This is a genomic window from Paenibacillus sp. DRB1-1 (assembly GCF_052119485.1).
Classification (GTDB): domain Bacteria; phylum Bacillota; class Bacilli; order Paenibacillales; family Paenibacillaceae; genus Paenibacillus; species Paenibacillus polymyxa_B.
Genome location: NZ_JBODQH010000001.1, coordinates 418,497 through 438,690 on the forward strand (window position 1 = coordinate 418,497; position 20,194 = coordinate 438,690).

At 45.3% G+C, this 20,194-nt stretch carries 15 protein-coding genes; 5 read left to right on the top strand and 10 right to left on the bottom strand.

Translation table 11 applies throughout. From position 1 onward, the window contains the following. Nucleotides 1-178 precede the first annotated feature (178 nt). From ACQW03_RS01880 to ACQW03_RS01890, 3 genes are read left to right on the top strand one after another with little or no spacing between them, the layout of a single operon-like run. Complete coding sequence (locus ACQW03_RS01880) at nucleotides 179-1,582, top strand: efflux RND transporter periplasmic adaptor subunit (protein WP_441947998.1); 1,404 nt, start codon at nucleotides 179-181, stop codon at nucleotides 1,580-1,582. Continuing rightward, nucleotides 1,579-4,659 carry an efflux RND transporter permease subunit gene (locus ACQW03_RS01885; RefSeq protein ID WP_441948000.1) on the top strand — a complete coding sequence of 1,027 codons (3,081 nt, stop codon included), beginning with the start codon at nucleotides 1,579-1,581 and terminating at the stop codon, nucleotides 4,657-4,659. Before ACQW03_RS01880 ends, ACQW03_RS01885 begins: the two co-directional genes overlap by 4 nt. Next, nucleotides 4,656-5,537, top strand: a complete 882-nt coding sequence (locus ACQW03_RS01890; protein WP_025718565.1) for a TetR/AcrR family transcriptional regulator — start codon at nucleotides 4,656-4,658, stop codon at nucleotides 5,535-5,537. Before ACQW03_RS01885 ends, ACQW03_RS01890 begins: the two co-directional genes overlap by 4 nt. Nucleotides 5,538-5,640: 103 nt before the next feature. Here the strand turns inward: ACQW03_RS01890 and ACQW03_RS01895 are convergent, their stop codons facing one another. From ACQW03_RS01895 to ACQW03_RS01940, 10 genes are all read right to left on the bottom strand, one after another. Next, on the bottom strand, nucleotides 5,641-6,279 hold the full coding sequence (locus tag ACQW03_RS01895) for a GDSL-type esterase/lipase family protein (protein WP_220027614.1): 639 nt from the start codon (nucleotides 6,277-6,279) through the stop codon (nucleotides 5,641-5,643). Nucleotides 6,280-6,350: 71 nt separating this feature from the next. Beyond that, nucleotides 6,351-6,773 carry a GNAT family N-acetyltransferase gene (locus ACQW03_RS01900; protein ID WP_023988130.1) on the bottom strand — a complete coding sequence of 141 codons (423 nt, stop codon included), beginning with the start codon at nucleotides 6,771-6,773 and terminating at the stop codon, nucleotides 6,351-6,353. 42 nt (nucleotides 6,774-6,815) lie between these two features. Next, on the bottom strand, nucleotides 6,816-7,370 hold the full coding sequence (locus ACQW03_RS01905) for a nucleotidyltransferase family protein (protein WP_023988129.1): 555 nt from the start codon (nucleotides 7,368-7,370) through the stop codon (nucleotides 6,816-6,818). 19 nt (nucleotides 7,371-7,389) lie between these two features. Continuing rightward, on the bottom strand, nucleotides 7,390-8,643 hold the full coding sequence (locus ACQW03_RS01910) for an MDR family MFS transporter (RefSeq protein ID WP_441948003.1): 1,254 nt from the start codon (nucleotides 8,641-8,643) through the stop codon (nucleotides 7,390-7,392). Nucleotides 8,644-8,697: 54 nt separating this feature from the next. Next, on the bottom strand, nucleotides 8,698-10,413 hold the full coding sequence (locus ACQW03_RS01915) for an ATP-binding protein (RefSeq protein WP_441948005.1): 1,716 nt from the start codon (nucleotides 10,411-10,413) through the stop codon (nucleotides 8,698-8,700). Nucleotides 10,414-10,462: 49 nt separating this feature from the next. Next, nucleotides 10,463-11,527 (bottom strand): cobalamin B12-binding domain-containing protein, encoded by a 1,065-nt coding sequence (locus ACQW03_RS01920; protein ID WP_258296319.1) that lies wholly within the window; start codon nucleotides 11,525-11,527, stop codon nucleotides 10,463-10,465. Nucleotides 11,528-11,719: 192 nt separating this feature from the next. Further along, nucleotides 11,720-12,181, bottom strand: a complete 462-nt coding sequence (locus ACQW03_RS01925; protein ID WP_013309820.1) for a MarR family winged helix-turn-helix transcriptional regulator — start codon at nucleotides 12,179-12,181, stop codon at nucleotides 11,720-11,722. 199 nt (nucleotides 12,182-12,380) lie between these two features. Beyond that, nucleotides 12,381-12,830 carry a VanZ family protein gene (locus ACQW03_RS01930; RefSeq protein WP_023988125.1) on the bottom strand — a complete coding sequence of 150 codons (450 nt, stop codon included), beginning with the start codon at nucleotides 12,828-12,830 and terminating at the stop codon, nucleotides 12,381-12,383. Beyond that, a complete protein-coding gene (gene rpiA / locus ACQW03_RS01935; protein ID WP_076292612.1) occupies nucleotides 12,830-13,498 on the bottom strand; it encodes a ribose-5-phosphate isomerase RpiA in 669 nt (222 codons plus the stop codon). The genes ACQW03_RS01930 and rpiA overlap by 1 nt, the downstream gene beginning before the upstream one ends. A gap of 60 nt (nucleotides 13,499-13,558) precedes the next feature. Beyond that, nucleotides 13,559-14,029: a GNAT family N-acetyltransferase gene (locus ACQW03_RS01940; protein WP_441948009.1), complete on the bottom strand. Its 471-nt coding sequence runs from the start codon at nucleotides 14,027-14,029 to the stop codon at nucleotides 13,559-13,561. Nucleotides 14,030-14,496: 467 nt separating this feature from the next. On the opposite strand from ACQW03_RS01940, the gene ACQW03_RS01945 reads away from it, so the two are divergent. Both ACQW03_RS01945 and ACQW03_RS01950 read left to right on the top strand, forming a co-directional pair. Beyond that, complete coding sequence (locus ACQW03_RS01945; RefSeq protein WP_071640392.1) at nucleotides 14,497-16,266, top strand: methyl-accepting chemotaxis protein; 1,770 nt, start codon at nucleotides 14,497-14,499, stop codon at nucleotides 16,264-16,266. Nucleotides 16,267-16,410: 144 nt separating this feature from the next. Next, the gene (locus ACQW03_RS01950; RefSeq protein WP_441948012.1) at nucleotides 16,411-20,106 is read left to right on the top strand and encodes a non-ribosomal peptide synthetase family protein; all 3,696 of its coding nucleotides are present in this window, start codon (nucleotides 16,411-16,413) and stop codon (nucleotides 20,104-20,106) included. Nucleotides 20,107-20,194: the final 88 nt, after the last annotated feature.

Here is a 20,194-nt window from a genome sequence, read left to right on the forward strand (position 1 = left end):
TACGTTTTATCCACACAGCTCCTCCATCGACCTGAATCGAATCATTTTGTTCCTCCTGATCAGCGTTTTATTTTGTAACCTGTTATTGACATGCCACAAATCTGGTCATATAATCCGCTTATAAACCTTAGGGTTTATAAATAAACTCAAAAGTATAAAACCGGAAAGGACGATCATCTTGTTGAAACACAGTCTCTACATATCTGCTATATTCATTCTTCTGTTCACCTCAGCTTGCTCATCTACAGGATCGAGTGATCAAGAAGCAGTGGAACAACAAAATCAAAAGGTGGAAGCGATGGTTGTAAAAAAAGAACCGCTGTCTGCTTCTTTTGACCTTTCAGGCACACTACAGCCCTATGAGGATACCTCCGTATCTTTTGAGTTATCCGGACTGATTCGCGACACAGTTGTCAATGTGGGAGACTCCGTATCCCAAGGGCAGATCTTGACGATGCTTGATTCATCCAGCTACCAGCTACAACTGGAGCAGGCTAGTACAGCTATTCTTGAAGCACAGGCAGGTATCAAAAATGCTACAGCTGCCATTTCAAGTGCAGATGCCTCCATTCAATCCGCCGACGCGCAAAAGGCAGCAGCTCAAGCTGGAGTTAGCAAAGTGAACAAGGGTGCCCGTGAGCAGGAAAGGGCACAGGTCCGTACCAAAGTGCAAAGAGCACAGTCCGCTTTGACTAAAGCACAGGCTACCGCTGAACGCACCAAGCTTTTATATGATCAGGGAGCTGCAACCAAAAACGATTATGAAAATGCACAGCTCGCTTTAACCAACGCCTCCAAGGATCTGGAGGATGCGCAAGAAGCCCTCTCCTTAATACAGGAGGGAGCCACATTAGAAGATCGGCAATCGGCAGCATCCAGCTTGCGGCAAGCCCAAGCCGGGAAAGAAGCTGCTATCGCTGCGAAAAAACAGGCAGAAGCCTCCCGAGATAACTCAACTGCGGCATATCAACAGGCGGTCATTGCCAAAAAGCAAGCCGAACTTTCCCTCTCCAAGACAGCTTTAAAAGCCCCCATTTCCGGCGTTATTCTGGAGAAAAAGGCAACGGTGGGACAATTGACGAGCACTGGACAGCCGATATATCGTATCGGACAAATCGACAAGCTCAAGGTGCTACTCCCTGTTCCCGATCATGAAATCACGAACTGGAAGCAAGGTCAGACCGTCCAGCTTCAACTGTACGATGAGAACAGAGAAGGAACGGTCAGTAAAATTTATCCGGCCACCAACACCAATACGGGCAGTATCAACGTGGAAGTGATTGTTCCTAACACCCAGCATGATTGGGCCCCGGGACAAGTCGTAAAGGCAGGACGCCAATTGACCCAAAGTGAGCGAATTTTGCTCCCAGCCAAGGCTGTCATTAATAACGGTACAGATACTTTTGTCTATAAAGTGGTGAACAACAAAGCGGTCAAGACGGTCGTGAATGTCGGTCAGATGTCCAACAATAAGCTCGAAATTACCAAGGGGCTGAATGTCGGGGATCGTATCGTTACCACCGGAGTAAACCTGATCTACGATGGGCTGCTCGTTCAGATCATGGGGGGAACGAGCAAATGATTGCATATTTTATCAAAAAGAAAAAACTGACCCTCTTTATTTTTATCATGTCGATTGTTGCCGGGCTGTATAGTGTCTCTCAGCTTCCCCGGCAGGAAACGCCGGATATTATCAAGAAAACCGCTGTGGTCACGACCCTCTACCCTGGAGCTACACCCCAAAAGGTAGAACAAACGGTCACAAAGCCTCTGGAACAAAAAATGAAAGAAATCAATCATATTAAAAAGATTTCTTCTACATCCGAAAATGGACTTTCGACGATTATCATTGAGACAGAAGGCAACGCCAATGCCACAGAAGCCTGGGATACATTACGCAAAAAAATGAACGATGCCCAGTCTTCTCTGCCCACAGATGCTCAAAAGCCTCTCGTTAACGATGATTTGAATAAGGTATTTATCCATTCCTACGCCATCACGGGGGACTCTGTGGAGCAATTGTATCAACTAAATGATATGGTGAAATCGTGGAAGGATCAATTAAAAACCATTCCCGGTGTATCGGAAGTAACAATCAAGGGATTACCGGATCAAGAGGTTCAGATTCAAATTGATGCTCAAAAGCTCCAGCAGTACCATATCAGTTGGGAACAGCTCATGAGTGCAGTGCAGAAGGAAAATGATCAATATCCGATAGGCAATCTGGATTACAATGAACGTACCTATCGCTTGAATGTAAAGCAGTCCAAGGATGCTCAGGATTTGAGTAAAGTCATTATTTCCAGAACAGACAGCGGCGCTCCTGTGTATCTCAGTGATGTGGGCACCGTATTGCTTACACATAACACCAGCAGCTATATGGCCTTTTTTAACGGTAAACCAGCTATTACACTGACGATTAACGGTAATACCGGCTCTGACGTAGACACGATTTATAGCAAAGTAAATAAAGAAATGCAGTTGTTAAAACCAAATCTGCCTAATACGTTTCAACTAAATACGTTATTTTCACAGACCGAGCGGATTGATCATATTTTTCATGGCTTGACCCGTGAAATGCTGTTTGCCATTGCGGCGGTTGTGATCGTATGTACATTGGGCTTGAATCTGATTACATCCTCTTTTGTGGCACTGGCTATTCCTATTTCAATCGCCATAGGTCTCATTATTCTCCCTATGCTCGGAATAACATTGAATCAGGTTACGGTCATTGGCTTAATTATTGTAATGGGGATTCTAGTCGATGATGCTGTGGTGGTTAATGATAATATTGAACGCAGAATGATGACCTTGGGCGAGAGTCCCAAGATAGCAGCATTAAATGGAACGAAAGAAGTTTCCATTTCCATTTTGACCGCAACCCTGGCAACTGTAGCCTCCTTTGCCCCGCTGTTCTTTTTATCAGGCGATGCAGGCTCCCTTATCAAACCATTACCGTTTGCTGTTATCTTTACGTTATTGGCTTCCATGCTCATGTCCTTTACCGTCATCCCAATCTTTAGAGAATGGTATGGACAACGAAATCAAAAAACGCCCAACTCCACCATCAAGCCGTCGGGACTGCTGGGAAAACAAATTGATGCTCTTCGTAACGTATATACCAGCAAGCTGATTCCGAGAGTCACTAAGCAACCTGGATTATATGCTGCATTAGGATTATTGATCAGTACCACGCTGTACGGCATACTTGCTCTGATTCCGATCGACCTGTTCCCCAGAACCAACGATCCGGAATTAAGCATTAATGTGCGTATGCCTACAGGTACTTCTATAGAAGAAACCAAGCGGGTCACCGAGGATATTGCCAAATGGGTGAAGCAGCAACCTCATGTGGAAACGATCAGTTATGCGGCTGGCGGCGACGCTCCCCGGTTGTTTCAAGATATGACCGCTGACGCCAAAACAGGCACAACCGTGGGTCAAATTGCTATTATTGGGGAAGAAGGTGCATTTGATCCCGATGAAATGGCAGACAAATGGCCCTCCATCTTAAAGGATCGTTATCCGGGTCAATCCATTTCCTTGAAAATAGCCAAAGTGGGGGTGCCTCTCGGTAAGCCGATCTCCATTCGGATTTTAGGCAATGATGTAGATCAGTTGCGTTCGTTGTCACAGCAGTTAAAAGAAGGCATTATGGCTACCAGAGGAACACAGGACATACAAGACAATATGGAAAATGAAGGCTATACGTTGGATTTCCAAATCAACAAACAAGCGATGGATCAATATCAGGTAAGCAATAATGATCTGACACGTACACTCTTGTTAATGGGTAATGGCGTGAGCTTTAGCCGATTTGATACGGGGAAAGATTTGATAAATATTAAGCTGAAGCTAAGCCAAACCGATCAAAATCCTGAAATTTTGTTTCAGCAATTGAATGTGACCAATGCCAATGGTGTTCAAATCCCTTTATCTCAATTGGCTGAGTTGAAACCATCCTTTGCAACACAAAAAATTAACCATTATAATTTAAAGCGTTCGATTACTGTTGAAGCTGAAGTTCACGGCCGTACAGCTTCCGAAGTCATGAAGGATGTCAAGCTTAAATTGCAGGACATTAAATTTCCTCCAGGCTACACTTGGGAAATTGGCGGCGAGATTTCAGGACAAGATGACATTTTATCAGAAATAGGATGGTTATATGTTGTCGTCATCCTATTAATCTTCATGCTGATCTTTTTGCAATTTTATTCTTTCTCGACTCCACTCATCATATTGACTACCGTGTATATGGCAGCAGCAGGCGGATTTCTTGGCTTGTTCATTCTAAATACACCGATTACTTTTATGGGCGTGTTGGGCTTAATGACCTTGGCAGGTATTGTCGTACGTAACGGCATTGTGCTGATTGAGTTTATTGAGGATGCAAGACGTGAAGGGATCGAACTGAAGGAGGCGGTTATTGCAGCGACCAAAGCGCGTTTCCGTCCCATATTGCTTACTTCACTGACAGCCATTGTCGGTCTGATTCCGATTGCGCTTATTGGAGAGCTTATGTTTAGACCGCTGGCGTATACCATTATGTTTGGATTGATGTACTCGACCATTCTTACGATGTTTGTGGTTCCGTCCCTGTATATGGTTATTGCCCGCTGGAAATTAAAGAGACAGAGCAAAAAATTGGGGGTACAATGAAAAAAATAACGAGTGAAGATATTATCTATGCCGCCCTTTCCCTGTTTTCTGAAAAAGGGTACGATGCCACCTCGGTCGATGAAATTGCCCGCAAAAGCGGGATGGTCAAGGCTTCCTTTTATAAATACTTTCAAAGTAAAGAAGAGTTGCTGCTGGGGACAATCGTCCTGATTGAAAAACTTCTTGATGCAGATATTAAAGAACTTTATTTGAAGCACCAGCTACCTTCCCGTGAAAAGTTGAGACAACTGTATTTGATTGCGCTGGGCCGGATTTATAAGAATAAAGTTCATTTGCTGGTATACTCCGTCCCTTTAATCGGTTCTAAGGAAGAAAAAATCGCACAAGCCATTGATCGTGTTGAACATTATTTGTCTAACGTGATGGTTGATTTCTTAATTGATGCTTATGGACAATCTATACGTGACTATGCGCACGATATCAATTTTGTCATCAAAAGTATCATTATTAATTCCTTCCGAATGAGCGATTCAGAACTGTCCTCGACGGAGCATAAAACACTGGCTGAATTTATGCTCAGCATTACGGATATGCTGGCACAAGGAATGCTGAGCCCTGATGTTCAACATCAAATCATGTGGGGCCGCGATTCCGTATTCCATGAAGATTCTGATCAAATCTGGACCAAGGGAAAACAAATCTCCTATGCACTGCAATGTATGGATACGGTTCTGAAACAAACTAAATTAAATGAAGCTCCCCGGAATGAATATGTGCAAATCCTAAGCAGATTAAAGGGTGAACTCTCTGAAGAAAACGTGGAAATAGCTCACGTGAAAGCCTTCCTTCTATTTTTGGGTCAGCTGCCCGAGTTACAGGCGGACTGCACCAAGCTGAAAGCTATTTTAGAAATGTAGCATGCCCAATGCAGAAAAAGAGGTTCATGATGGTCAGTTTCTACTGCCATGATGAACCTTTTTCTTTAATATACTTTGTCCGATCCAAAGCATCCTCTCACGCTCAGCGTAACGGCGCATAACCAAGCCGATTCAGCTCTTCCGCAATCACACGATAACCACGACTGTTCGGATGCACCCGGTCTAACGAAAGTAGTGCCCGTTCATAGCCCTCAAATGCGGGATAAATGTTCGCCACCTGGTAATTCGGTCCGCCCAATGTATAGAGAAACGAGTTGTACTGGCGCACATATACTCCTGCCTCCCTTACCCCTGGAAAAGGATTATATAATCCCACCATTCGGATGATAAATGGCTCACGCTGACCGGACTTTATCTGATACAGAGCATGTACAATTTGGCGCACATGTTCTTTGGTGTGATTCAGTGCTTGCGGAATGGAAGAACCCGACAAGCCGGAACCTCCAGAAAGAGCGCTGATATATGGGCGCAGATCATTCCCGCCGATCGTTACCGTTATAAGTTCAGCCCGGCTGAGCGCCGACCGAAAAAGCGGATTGTTACGGACCATTGACAGCAACTCCTGCGATGTCAGCCCGTTGATTCCCAGATTCTCGTAACTGACTGGCGTACGGAGATGTCTTTCTGCCATTCGCCGATAGATAGGTACAAATCCGCCGCTCAGCAACGTCCCCGCACCTGTTGTTAAAGAATCTCCAATCGCTGTATATTGGTACGCCAATGAAACCCACCTCCCTCTTTCTACATAACATATCTTATGTAGAAAGAGGAACGCGGGACCCGGAGATTCGCTTATTCTTCGTCTATTTCATATACACAATGGAATTGCCCACCATCCGGCAAATCCTCTGATCCATATACGGCAAAGCCCACATTGCGGAAGAAATCTGCCCCCTCCGCATCCGTGTCCACAGTAAGCCGTTTCGGATTACGCTCCTGGATAAGCGTAAGCAGCATACCTCTGGCATACCCTCTATGACGGTTTTCAGGCAACACGGCCAGATGGCGAATTACGGTTGTTCCATCCTCCTGCTCCTCAAAGCCAACAATACCTACAATAAGTCCTTCATCTTCTACACCGAACAGCTTCCAGTCATCCGAGGCTTGATAGGTACGTAAAGCTGCTTCTCCGCGTTCAGGATGATCCAGCACAGCGTAGGTTAACAGCTCCAGAACCTCCTCACGATCTGAATCTGTTTTTATATTTTTAAACATTGTTTGTCGTCTCTCCTTAATATCCTGAAATTAGGATTAACTCTAATTCTCCATAATAAGCAACGGCCAGTTATCAAGCCACTGCTTCTCAAATACACGCTGACGAAAAGCCGTTGTGTGACGAAACAAAGGGCTTTGCCGTACCCTCATATCCAACAGATCTTCCAATCCATGCGGACAAATGACCTCTATTTGATCCTTGTCATTCAATCTAACCGCCACAGCCGTTGCCGTCTCTGGCCAGCGGCTCATCGCATCCTCTATCGAGGAATAAGGAGCCTCTCCGTTGCGAATATGCATCCGAGCCTGATTTTTGACAGACCAGTTACGTCCGGCCTGCTTACGGTTCAAGGACAATTCTAGATACTCATCTCGTTCCTCTAGCGTATTTTTCGGGTCAAAGTAAATAACATCAATATCGTTTAAAGGTGTAGCAGTTGTATAGCCATGGAGCTTGTCCCAAACCCGGTTACGTACATAGCCTGCGGCAATACATCCTTGCGGCAACTTCAGCTCTCGCACATAGCGCAAGTCTTGCAGTACCTGCGGATCATTCATATATTGTATGATTCGTAGCACATTTTCTTCCGACTTCATCCTGCACTCAACTCCCTTTTTATGATGACAGTTGCTGCACCGATTCTCCTCCTTGAGCCGCGATCCGTGCTGTACGCTGCACCAGACGTCGGCGTGCGACCAGAAGGAACGGAATGCCAATCACAACCGACAGGGCAACCGGAACAAAAACGGCAAGCGGCGCCGTTTGACCATAGATATCCAGCAACCAGCCACCAAATAAAGGAGCCAGCACGCTTCCCAAATTATTAAAGCCGATTGTACCGAAGTAGGTCCCTTTATATTGAGCATCTGCAATTTGGTCAATCAGTACGTCCAACATCGTGAACAATAACACTTCACCAACCGTAAACAGCACCATATCCAGTATAAACATCCAGCCTGAGTTTAGCATACCGCACAGCAACAGGCTGACCGCAATACATATATTCCCTGCAATCAAGGAATTCACCGGGGAAAATCGACTTGCCAGTCGCACCAGCGGATATTGAAATGCCAATACACAAACCGCGTTGACCGTCAGCATGTATGTAAACCACCGGGTTCCTTCCTCGAAGGATAAGGACAAGAATTGAGGCATTGTGGAATTGGAATGAGCATAGCCCATCACACAAAATACTGTTCCCAGCAAAATCGGCATAAACACCGGATCACGGCTGGCTGTACGGAATGCCTCGCCCATCCGCAGTGGAGCCTCTCCCGCCGTTGTACCTATATGCAGATCCGATGCATACCGGACAAATTGGATCAACAACAGTACCCCGTACAATGCGTACACACCAGCAGCTACCATAAACGGCGTACCCGTGGATGCAGATCCTAACATTAAACCAAGCAACGGCCCTGCCACCACCCCAACATTAATGGCTGCATATCTCATATTGTAGATAAGCAGTCTTTTCTCCTTCGGGGTTACATCTGATAACAGTGCCCGTGAGGTTGGCTCGAACAAGGATCTGCACAGTCCATTCAGAGCATTAATGACAAAAAAGGCCCAGGCCGCTTCCGCCAACGCAAAAGCAACGAATACAAGCGCCCAGCTCGCAATGGACACCAGCATCACCTTACGTCGTCCGATTCGATCTGAAATATATCCACCGTAAAAGCTGGCAAAAATGCCGACCAACGAGCTGACCGATACGATCACCCCCGTATGAAAGGGGGACACCCCTAGACGGGTGGTAAGGTAAATAGACAAAAACGGGATACTCATGGATGTCGCCATCCGTCCAAAAATTGTACCGACAATAATCGTCCAGGCCAGCGGGTGAATGGAACGTAACTGTTCTTTCATATATGTCTCTTACGTCCTCCTTCCGTATGCAAGTCTAACAAGGGGGAAAACTGTCTAGCACTGGTGAATATAGCGTTCCAGCTCTAAACACGTTGCTTGATAGACAGATTGGAGCGCAGACAACTTCGCTTTCGCATTCTCAAGTCGGTTCTCCCGTGCAAGCTGTTCAATATCGGACAGCAACGAGGACAAACGCCCGACACCCAGACTCACGCTGCCTGATTTCAACTCATGAGCAGCCTCTACTACTTTTGTGGCTTCGCCCGCAGCAGCCAGTTCTCTTAACCTATTGATTTTGGCAGGTGTATCACTAGTATACATTTCGACCAATGACTCCAGTAGTCCCGTGCTGCCATCCTCGTCCAGCAGCATAATTTCACGTATAACTTCCTCATCCAAAATCGGCTCGGTTTCCGGCTTTGGAAGCCATTTGACAAGCTTTTCAGAGAGCTTTTCAATCGTTACTGGCTTCATCAAGTAATCGTTCACTCCAACCTCCCGGCTCCGTGCCTGATCCTCCTCGGACACATTTCCGGTCAAAGAAATGATCGGTACAGGTGGTTGCTGGTTTTCTGCTTCCCGCTGGCGGATCGCTTTCGCCGCATCATGACCATTCAGCAGAGGCATATGATGATCCATTAGAATACAAGCGTAGGATCGTTCGGAGGCCGCTCTTACAGCAGCTTGTCCATCCTCAGCAAAATCAATATGCTGGAATCCCAAGTGGTTAAGCTGTAATTGCACCACCTGACGGTTCACCCGATTATCCTCGGCCACCAAAATAGTTTGAGAATGACTGTGCTCACGCAGCAACTCGCTAAATACCTTCAAATCACCATTTTCATGCTTCTCCATTTCGTCTGCCTGCTCCGATCCTTTCATGAAGGGAATTTCAAACCAGAACGTAGAGCCTTGGCCTTCTTCACTGACGACCCCAATTTCTCCCTGCATGAGTTCCACAAATGAACTGCATATCCATAGCCCCAGACCTGTTCCTCCATATTGGGAGGCGCTTCCTTCACCTGCCTGTACATAGGGCTGAAACAGCTTATTCTGATCCTCCGGTGAAATCCCAATACCCGAATCCTGCACCTCAAATCGAACACGTTGGGAATCTTTTGTTTCCTCCACTAATTTTGTTCGAACGATGAGCAATCCTTCACTCGTAAATTTATTCGCATTGTTCAACAGATTGAGCAAGATCTGCATGATCCTTGCTGAATCTCCCTCCAGATGCTCTGCCACACTGGTATCGGTCTCTATACTTAACCGGTTACCCATCTGATAGATTTGCGGCTCCAACAACTGAGCAACGTGGCTCATAATCGCCTGAACTCTGACATTTCCGATCTCCAGTTCCATCTGTCCTGCTTCCACTTTGGATATATCAAGCAGATTATTAATCATGTTCAACAACAGGGAGGCTGACTCACGTATCACACCGATGGCCTGCCGTTGATCTGGGGAAAGTTTGGATGAACCTAACATTTCGATCATTCCAAGTATTCCATTCATTGGCGTTCTGAATTCATGACTAACCACAGCCAGAAAAGTGCTCTTTAGGTCATTAGCCCGTACCGCTTCTTCCTTCGTCCGTGTTAATTCCGCATTACTTTTGGCAAGCTGACGCTGCAGATTGACCAGTTCGTTGTTCATTGATGAAAATTCATTCAGCAGCTTTTCTTCCTCAGCCTTGCTTTTCACAATCTCATCCGTTAATTGTTCGACCGTTTTCCGCAGGACAGCCATTTCTGCTGTCGGTTCCTTCATATTAAAAGGCCCCCTTTACAAAATGACTTACAGGTTCACAAAACTAACCTTATTTCCTGAGCGAAAGTAAGTCCCCTGCAACCTCCAGCGCTTCCTCCGCACCTGGTGCGTATCCGTCCGCCCCTACTTCCTGCCACAAGTGGGAATCGAGATTAAAAGGCAAGCCTCCGACCATAATTTTCACATGGCTAGTAGTTGGGTCTTGTCGAATGAGAGCAATCAACTCTTTCACTAAATGGACATGGTAAGCCATGGTAGCTGAGATAGCCACCACATCCGCCTTGTAAGTCACAATGGCCTGAACCAGACTCCGGTTAGGTACATTAGCGCCTAAATAATACGTATCCCAACCATCCATTTCAAATATATCAGCCAGCATACGCAGACCAATTTCATGCTGCTCGCTGCCTACACACGCCGCCACGAGGCAGCGTTCCTTACTTCCACTCCCCATCCATCTGGGGTACAGGCTGGAAATAATAAATTGAGTCACGGCAGTGCAAAAATGTTCTTGGCCGACGGTGATTTTGCCTTCATGCCATAGACGGCCTATTTCATATTGCGAAATTTGAAAAATATATTTATACGTATGTTGAATAGAGATACCCTCATCCAGCAAACGGACGATCCAATCCAAAGCCTGTCTGCGATTACCTGAGAGTAAATATTTCAAATATTGAGCCACGTCAGCAGCATAGGGATTATCATCTGTAATAAAAGAGGCATACTCCTCTTTCTTCCCAATTTGCTGTATCCCCAAATTCAGATGCTCCAGCACCATGGTTTTATCCGTATGATCGAAGTGCTCTACCAACGTCTCCTGGATTAATCTGAAATTGATGCTCAAATCTTCTTGAGTTATGCCGAAACCCTCCAGAAGCTTTTTTAACCAGGAAACATACTGTGTAAATAAAATAGGGCTGTTCATGATTACACTTTCAGCTAAATAGTTCAAACTATATATAGAATCCTGTTTTGTCTTTATTTTACCGTTATCCCCAAAACGCTGCAAAAGATCAGGCTGTAATTCGTATTGCTTATGGGTAACTAATTCAGCCAAAGCTCCTGCTTGCATCAATAGCGACTCACCTGCGGTATATTGCTGTATGCTCATGTACAGCTCCTTCCCCGACAAGGTTTTGTATTCGAAACAGGTACTGGGGATTGGTTCCGGACGTGACTATTAGACAATTATACCTGATTTGCGTCTCTACATTAACCCTACTTCCCCAAAATACGACAAAAAAATAAAATACCGAGAAGTCGGTATTTTATCTAAAACAGATTTAACCTGCACACGCACAATTTATGATCCATTACTCTTCTGCCCCTCAGCAGTTAGTCCAAGCTTTTTTAACAGATGAATAGCCTGCTCCTTCTCTTCCACAGATAAGCCATCCACGGTCTCCATAATGACACGATGATGTTGCGGGAATATTTGCTCAAAGAAATGACGTCCATCATCAGTCAATTCTGCATAAATCACACGCCGATCATCTTGTGATGCACGACGGGTAAGCAAGTTTTTTTTCTGAAGTTTATCTACCACGTACGTAATATTCCCACTAGAGATTAGTACCTTTTCTCCAATCTTCTGCAAAGGCTGTGGTCCCCGATAATACAGCAGATCAAGCACTCCAAATTCTGTTGTATTTAATCCATGACTATGAATGTCCCGATTCGTACGGGACGTGACCGAATTATAAGCACGAGCCAGAACAACGAACAAATTAAGTGCTAAGTCCTGATCATCTGGTTTTACAGACATATTAACAGCCTCCGTTACTCATATCTTTATTCAAAGATATCTTAATTGTGCACTTTTGTCAAGTTTAAGCGTTCCTTTCCCTGCTCTTACGTCCTATAAATGGAGTAATTACCGTTTATTATGTGAAAATTACAGTTCATTATGTAAAAAAAGCCCGCTCTCAGCCAGTCTTAAAGCACTGATCCAGAGAGCAGGACGATTATGTTGTTATCCCTAACTTCTTACGTACAAATACGTAGGCAACACGGCCGCATAATACTCCCAGAACATTCAGTATGATGTCATCTACATCCATTGTACCTGCGCCCAGCAGCATTTGGGACACCTCAAGAATGACCAGTGCGATCACTATCGTTAACAACAGACTACCTATACTTCGCATGGACACCCAAATGATAGGCACAAGGATACCGAAGGGAATAAATACGCCAATATTACCGAGCAAATTAACACCCCATACCCGAAAAGGAAACGACTCCATTGCCCGCCAGTATTGCCTAATCGTATCAAACGGAACAATATTATACGAATACGGGGGTCCTGGTCGTAATGTACGACCAAAACCGAGAAACATCCAATATAATAGAAGCCCTGTATATAAAATCAATAACATCAATGCCACATGATGAAGCAGGCGGGTCCTAGACATTACTTGTTACGGACGTCGATCTGTCCATTGGCCCGTGCGATAATAACCTGGTCCGCCATATTAATGAACAATCCGTTATCGACTACACCCGGAATTTGATTCAAGCGGATTTCCAACTCCTGCGGATTCTCAATCGTACCATAGCGACAATCGGCAATATAATTACCGTTATCCGTAAGGAAGCGCCCGCCGTCTTTCATACGCCATTCTGCTTTACAGCCCGTCCCCCGCAAAGCCTCCAACGTCCACTCACTGGCAAAGGGTACGACCTCAACGGGTAAAGGAAATGCACCCAGCACCTTCACATCCTTGGACTCATCGACAATAATGATTAATCGATCGCTATTGCTTTCCACAATTTTCTCTCTCAGCAGGGCTCCGCCTCCACCTTTCACCAGTACCAGTTGCTCGTTCACTTCATCCGCACCGTCGATGGTAACGTCAAGCCTTCCAATCTGATCAAACGGAATGATGGGAATTCCCAGCTCCCTGGCCTGATCTTCCGAGGCTTGGGATGTGGCTACAGCCTGTATATGTAATCCTTGCGCTACACGCTCACCGATTTTTTGAATAGCCCAAAAGGCTGTCGAGCCTGTACCAAGTCCTACTTTCATGCCGTCCTGAATCGCCTCAACTGCTTTTTCGGCCGCTTTTTGCTTCAAATTCATTATCATCTCTCCCGCTATATAGGCTAGTATTGATCATCATCCATTTTATAAGAGAACGCTTTATAATAACAGAGACAGCTTTTTACCATAACAAAGGCTGTTTTCATCGTGTTTATACTCCCCAAACCGTTCAATAGGTTCGTATCCCCGTTTGGTATAGAGAGCAATCGCTTCAGGTTGAGCCGCTCCGGTCTCCAGTTTAATTCTTACAACTCCCCGTTTGCTGGCTTCCTCTTCCAAAAAAGATAATAGACTCACCGCAATTCCTTGTCTGCGATAAGAGGAATCGACATAAAACCTTTTGAGCTCCATTTCTTCCGCATCTATAGGCCTAAGCCCTCCACAAGCCACCGGTTTTTCGTCCACATACACAACAGCGAAAACCATTTCTTTAACTTTCGGATTGGAAAAATCGACCAAGTAAATTTCGTCGGCAGGATACCTTTCCAGCAAGTCCTCATCCAGCCTTTGAATCAACTCATGCAGATCCTCATGATTACTCTCAACCTTTAAAATCGTAAGCTTGGACATTCTTCTTATCCCTCTTCTCTTTACATGAATATAAGGACTCATTTCGCAAACAATTCACAAAAACCGCGATAAATCAAGCATTTCCAATGTCGAATATGAAAAATGTCCCAAATTGATAAGTGCATTTGACTCTATTATAAAGTATGATGGTTTCTGTTGAATAGTTGCTTATGGACTGTAATGAAGTCGAATTTCAAGTAGAAGTATAAATTGGAATATACTGAAACACAGACAGCGTTTACCTATTAAAAATTAATTTTTTATTGTGTAAGGTATTCATTTCAAGGGCTTTTCGTACGACATATATATAGGGATATCATACTTGTCTATAAAAGGACTTAAGACCTATTACATAAAATTCAAGGGTCTATTATCTCTATTAATATGTTTGTAAGGGGAACTTGATTATCTCATTCGATAAGCGGTTCAACACCATATACAAAAATACAACCAGGGAGTGGAACATTTTGAAAAAGTGGAGTAGCTTATCATTCTTCACCAAAAACTTATTATTATCCTTCTTCAACATCGTATTGATTGGGCTAGTCCTTATTGTGTCCAGTTATTTGATCCAACGTACGATTTTGATAGACCAATTGCATGGGCAAGTGGAAAAAATCACATTGAAGTGGGCCCAAGGCATTAATTCCGATGATGTAACCCAAGCGGTTCAAGAGAAAAATTATGATGGACCCGTTCAAACCAAACTCCGCGCGTACCTAGATAACATCATGGCGACGAATCCGAATATCTCTCATGCCTATATTTTCGGGACGGAGCTCGAAAATGGCAATCTAACATCTATTGTGGCGATGCCAACGGATCTCAGAGAAGCATTTGAAAAAGATAAGCTGCTCGTTGGCTCCATGTACGAGCAACCCAATGTTGTGGCAGTAGGCGTAACCGGTATGCTGGACAGTGGCAAACCAACATTCACCAGCTTCTACGATGATTCTTTTGGTACATGGACGACTTTGATGACTCCGATTAAAGATCCAAGTGGCAAAATCTTTGCATATTTTGCAGTCGATGCAGATGCCGGTGCCGTACCTGCTGGATTGACCAAGCTGCTCATTAGCGGCGCTACCATTTTAGTGATTTTCCTACTGATCTGCTTGGCGCTTCAATATTGGGTTGTGAAACGCACGCTGTCCCCGATTAAGCAACTGATGTACGGTATCAGTGAAGTAAGCAGAGGAAATCTGGATGTTCAAATTCATGCAGGTCATGATGATTTGGGGCTCGTGAATCAGAACTTCAACGATATGGTAAGTCATATTAACAGCATTATGACCAAAGTGAAGCAGACAACCGATGAAGTCAATGAATCTGCCAAGGAATTACTCGCAATCTGCGAACAAAACGGAATCAATTCCAACATCATCAATCAAAACATCAGTGAAATCACGGAGAATATCCGTTCGCAGGAAAAAGCAACCGGTGATAGTGCACGTGCCATGTCTGAAATGGCTTCGGTAATTCAAAATATTGCCACAAGTTCTTCCAATGTTGCGGAGGAAGCCAATTCGGTAGAGAAACGTTCTAATGAAGGCAACGAGATTGTAGGTAAGGTATCATCCCAAATGCACTTGATTACCGATACAGTAACCAATACTTCCCGTATCATCAAGTTGCTGGACAGTCGTTCGCAGGAAATTGGCAATATCATCAGTACCATTTCAGGCATCTCCAGTCAAACCAACCTGCTCGCTCTGAACGCTTCTATTGAAGCTGCACGCGTTGGCGAAGAAGGTAAAGGCTTTGCCGTTGTTGCCAGTGAAGTACGTAAGCTGGCAGAACAATCTGCGGATGCAACCAAACAAATTACGTCCCTAATTGAAGAAATTCAAAGTGAAATCGGACAAGCTGTGAAGTCGATGGAGCAAGGAAACGTTGAAGTTCAAAATGGTATCGTCGTTGCCGGACAAGCAGGCGTGCTGTTCAATGATATTCTTCAAGCAACTAAAAATGTAGCATGGCAAATCCAAGAAGTCTCCAGCGCTACTGAGCAAATATCTGCGGGTACACAGGAAATGACAGCGACAGCAGACGATCTTTCTGCCACCGTAACCAAAACAGCTAATAACAGTGTTCACATTGTGCAAACGGTGGAGGAACAAAAAGCTTCCTTGGATTCGATCATTGATTCATCCCATAAATTGACGTCTATGTCTGAAGAGCTTCAAGAAATTACATCTTATTTCAAAATTGCAGACACCAACCGTACCAAATCATAATAACCATTTATCGACTCCAAAGTTTATTTCATAAGTAAATCATTCAGTAATGCCTCCCTCCTGTTCATGCATTTGAAGGGATCGGAGGCATTTACTGAGTTTACCATTTATATTAAGACATCATACATTCAGGAGGTTAGCGTAATGGCTTCATTACTACAAAACAGCACACAGACAACCCCATCCCCATTCCTAGTTCCCTTGGATTATGCACGTATACAACGCAAGCATACATCCTCTACTTATCAAGTAGAGTTAGAAGCGTCCATCTCGGAACAATTAAATCAGCAAAAAACTGCGGAAGACAAACAAGCGTTGCTCTTATCAGCATATACTGCATGGGTATATCGCCTATCCGCAGAAGAAGAAGTTTCTTTTTCTACTTTTGTGCCGCAAACCGGTCTGCTTACAGCTTCACTGACAGTCGAAAAGGAAACGACTTTTCATGAACTAGCAGGCTTATATCAGGAGATGCTCCGTGAGCCTAATGCATACCTTGCGGAACCACAAGCAGATACTTCATTTTCGGCAAATCTGCCTACGGACAGCGGTGTAGAATCCCGTATTATGGACTGGGCTGTTAGTGAACACAATGGCGCTTATCAAATACAGATACGTTATGATCAATCACTCTTGCTGGAAACAACGGTTGTCCGATATGCAGAATACTTTGAAACCCTTTTGCGTGGCGCGCTAACCAACAGCCATGCACTTGTGAATTCAATTGATATATTATCGAATGCGGATCGAGCTGCTCACGAAGCTTTAAATAATACAGTCGTGAAATATCCTGAGCACCAAACTATTCATGGTATGTTTGAGGAGGCGGCTTCACAATACCCTGATCGTCCGGCTATTGCTTCACACACTGGAGAGTACACGTACCGTGAGTTGAACGAACGTGCTAACCAAGTCGCACGTGTCTTGTTATCCAAAGGTCTTACCAAAGGTGAATTCGTGACTATCTTCATGGAACGGAGCTTAGAGACCGTCATTTCACTGCTTGGTATCCTGAAAGCCGGAGGCGTATATGTACCTGTTGATCCCGCCCACCCCGCTGACCGGAGTAGCTACATTGTCGAAGACACGCGTTCTCCTTTTGTCTTAACAACTTCCGCACTCATGGAACAAGCGACCGAACTGTGCGGTTCCATTGAGACGGTAAAAGAAATTTTAGCGATTAACGGGCCACTGGCAGGCTATGCTGCAAGCAATCCGAACGTTAATGTAAGTCCGGATGATCTAGCTTATGTCATCTATACATCCGGCTCTACAGGCAAACCGAAAGGTGCCCTGATCGCTCACCGCGGTGTCGTTAACCTAGGAGCTGTCGTGCAACGCGATTGCGACATTACACCTCAGGATGTATTGACCCAATTTGCGACCTACAGCTTCGATGCATCCGTTTGGGATACAATTGGAGCCTTGTTTTACGGTGCAAAATTGTACTTGCTGTCTTCCGAAGAACGTGTATCTGTTGAAGAATTCGCTGAAGCCATTGCACGTACAGGCACGACGATTATTACCATTTTGCCGACCGTATTCTTTAATCAGCTATCTACGTACTTGTCAGACGAAGGCTATCGCAAACTCGCTAAGGTACGGATTGTTACCGTGGCAGGCGAAGCGCTGTACGGCTCACAAGTTCGAGCGTTCCAAAGCAAATTCGGTACAGATACCGACATCGTAAACGTATATGGACCGACCGAATGCACCGTAGCGACGACGACCCATCGGGTCCGTGGTGCCGTGCCTGAGCATGTCGTCAATATCCCAATCGGCAAACCGATTTACAATTACAAAGTATATATCGTTAACGATGATAACAAGCTCTGCCCTGTCAATATTCCGGGTGAAGTATGCATTGCTACTCCTGCGTTGGCCCATGGTTATCTCCATCAGCCGGAACGTACAGCCCAATCGTTCGTGGACAATCCTTTTGTTCCGGGTGAAAAAATGTACCGCTCGGGTGATATCGCCAAGCTGCTGCCAGACGGTACGATTGAATACGTAAGCCGCAAGGATTCGCAGCTCAAAATTCGAGGAAATCGGATTGAAATTGGAGAAATTGAAGACCATTTTTCCAAACATCCAGGTGTTCAGGACGTCGCTGTAGTAGCCGTCAAAGATCACACAGATCAGAACATGCTAGTTGGCTATTTCACCACTTCGGATGGACAATCCATTCCACAGGACGTTATTCAGTCTTATATTGGGGGCAAGCTGCCTTCGTATTTTGTACCAAGCCATGTCGTTCATCTGGAAGCTATGCCAATTTCACCAACTGGTAAGATCGATCGCAAAAAGCTGGCCCTGCGGCCACTACCGGAAGCGTCTGATCATTCATTTGGCGGGGAACCTCTCCGAGAAGGAACCGAAACACTTATTGCCGAAGCATGGACTCAAGTGCTTGGTAAAAATAACATTGGCGCTACCGATGATTTCTTCCTGATCGGGGGCGATTCGCTTCGTGTCATTCATGTGCTGGCTATTCTAAAGCCGCGTTATGGTGCGCTGCGCATCGGAGACTTTTTCCGCTACAAAACCGTCCGTGAGCTTGCTGAATACGTGGAACAATTAGGTGCGGAACAAACGCCGCAACGCAAGCCACTCGCGATTCCTCAAGAAAAAATGGACTTGAATGAGCATCCTATTGAGTTGTCTGGTGCATCTGACTTAGCCGAAGTCCGCGACTTGCGCGTGATCTTGTTGACCGGAGCTACAGGCTATCTGGGCTCGCACATTCTGTATGACCTGCTTCAACGGACAGAAGCCAAAGTATACGCAATGGTGCGCCCTTCTCAGGACGGTCCATCCGGTATCGAGCGTATTCAGTCTGTATTGACGGGATATTTTGGACAAGATATCTCCAGCTTGATCGAAGGACGGGTAAAGGCTGTCTATGGGGATCTGGAGCAAGCTGATCTTGGTCTCTCTTCCGTCGACCGCCATATGCTGGAGCACCAAATCGACGGCATCATTCACAGCGCCGCTGACGTTCGCCATTTTGGTGATTCGGCAGCTTTCGATCGCACGAATGTGACCGGTACACTGGAACTGCTGAAAATTGCCCAAGCCAAGTCCGGAGTGTCCTTCCATCATGTCTCCACTATGGGGATACCGGAGGATCTTGCAAACGAAGGAAAATGGGAGTCGGCATTGGAGCTTTCTGCCTTCCCAGACGAATTGAACGTGGACAACCTGTACACGAACAGTAAACTCGCGGCAGAGAAGTTATTGTTCCAAGCAGCTCAAGCGGGTACGCCTGTCTCGATCTATCGCGCGGGTAATTTGACAGCCCATTCGGCCAACGGGCGCTTCCAGCGAAATATCGACAGCAATGCTTATTATCGTATGATGAAGGCGATGCTGCTGCTGGGCAAAGCGCCACAAGCCGATTGGCATACGGACTTCACACCGATTGATTACGCCAGCCGTGCTATCGTAGAGCTGTCCGTTCATCAAAAAAGCGCAAACCGCATTTTCCATATCTGCAATCCGAACCCACTGCCATATGATGAACTGATCAGTATGGTAAACCAACTCGGTTACGCAGTAGAAACCCTGGCTTTTGACGATTACAGCGCCTGGCTGCTAAATCCGTCTTCCGGCATCCAGGAGGATGCACTTCATCTTGCTATGGGACAACTGGAAGGTGATGGAGCCAAGGATTCAGCTTATCGTTACGGATGTTCTGTAACCGCAGCTCTGCTGGAACAAGCTGGCGTTCAATGCCCGGCAACCGACCTGAATTTTATTCAGAACATGATCCAGCATGCCGTCGAGATCGGTTACTTCCCGACCTCTTCATCGGTATCTGTAAAAGCAACACAGAGGTAACAAAGTTGTGATATTTCTCCCGCATGTTTTCGGTATGATAGACTAGATTTTGCTAGTTTCATATTTAGTTTAAACCTCTATACTTTCA

Excerpts from the sequence above, each read along its gene's own strand:
- ACQW03_RS01885 (WP_441948000.1), top strand. The coding sequence starts at position 1,579 with ATGATTGCATATTTTATCAAAAAGAAAAAACTGACCCTCTTTATTTTT.
- ACQW03_RS01890 (WP_025718565.1), top strand. The coding sequence starts at position 4,656 with ATGAAAAAAATAACGAGTGAAGATATTATCTATGCCGCCCTTTCCCTG.
- ACQW03_RS01900 (WP_023988130.1), bottom strand. The coding sequence starts at position 6,773 with ATGTTTAAAAATATAAAAACAGATTCAGATCGTGAGGAGGTTCTGGAG.
- ACQW03_RS01905 (WP_023988129.1), bottom strand. The coding sequence starts at position 7,370 with ATGAAGTCGGAAGAAAATGTGCTACGAATCATACAATATATGAATGAT.
- ACQW03_RS01910 (WP_441948003.1), bottom strand. The coding sequence starts at position 8,643 with ATGAAAGAACAGTTACGTTCCATTCACCCGCTGGCCTGGACGATTATT.
- ACQW03_RS01915 (WP_441948005.1), bottom strand. The coding sequence starts at position 10,413 with ATGAAGGAACCGACAGCAGAAATGGCTGTCCTGCGGAAAACGGTCGAA.
- ACQW03_RS01920 (WP_258296319.1), bottom strand. The coding sequence starts at position 11,527 with ATGAGCATACAGCAATATACCGCAGGTGAGTCGCTATTGATGCAAGCA.
- ACQW03_RS01925 (WP_013309820.1), bottom strand. The coding sequence starts at position 12,181 with ATGTCTGTAAAACCAGATGATCAGGACTTAGCACTTAATTTGTTCGTT.
- ACQW03_RS01930 (WP_023988125.1), bottom strand. The coding sequence starts at position 12,830 with ATGTCTAGGACCCGCCTGCTTCATCATGTGGCATTGATGTTATTGATT.
- rpiA (WP_076292612.1), bottom strand. The coding sequence starts at position 13,498 with ATGAATTTGAAGCAAAAAGCGGCCGAAAAAGCAGTTGAGGCGATTCAG.
- ACQW03_RS01940 (WP_441948009.1), bottom strand. The coding sequence starts at position 14,029 with ATGTCCAAGCTTACGATTTTAAAGGTTGAGAGTAATCATGAGGATCTG.
- ACQW03_RS01950 (WP_441948012.1), top strand. The coding sequence starts at position 16,411 with ATGGCTTCATTACTACAAAACAGCACACAGACAACCCCATCCCCATTC.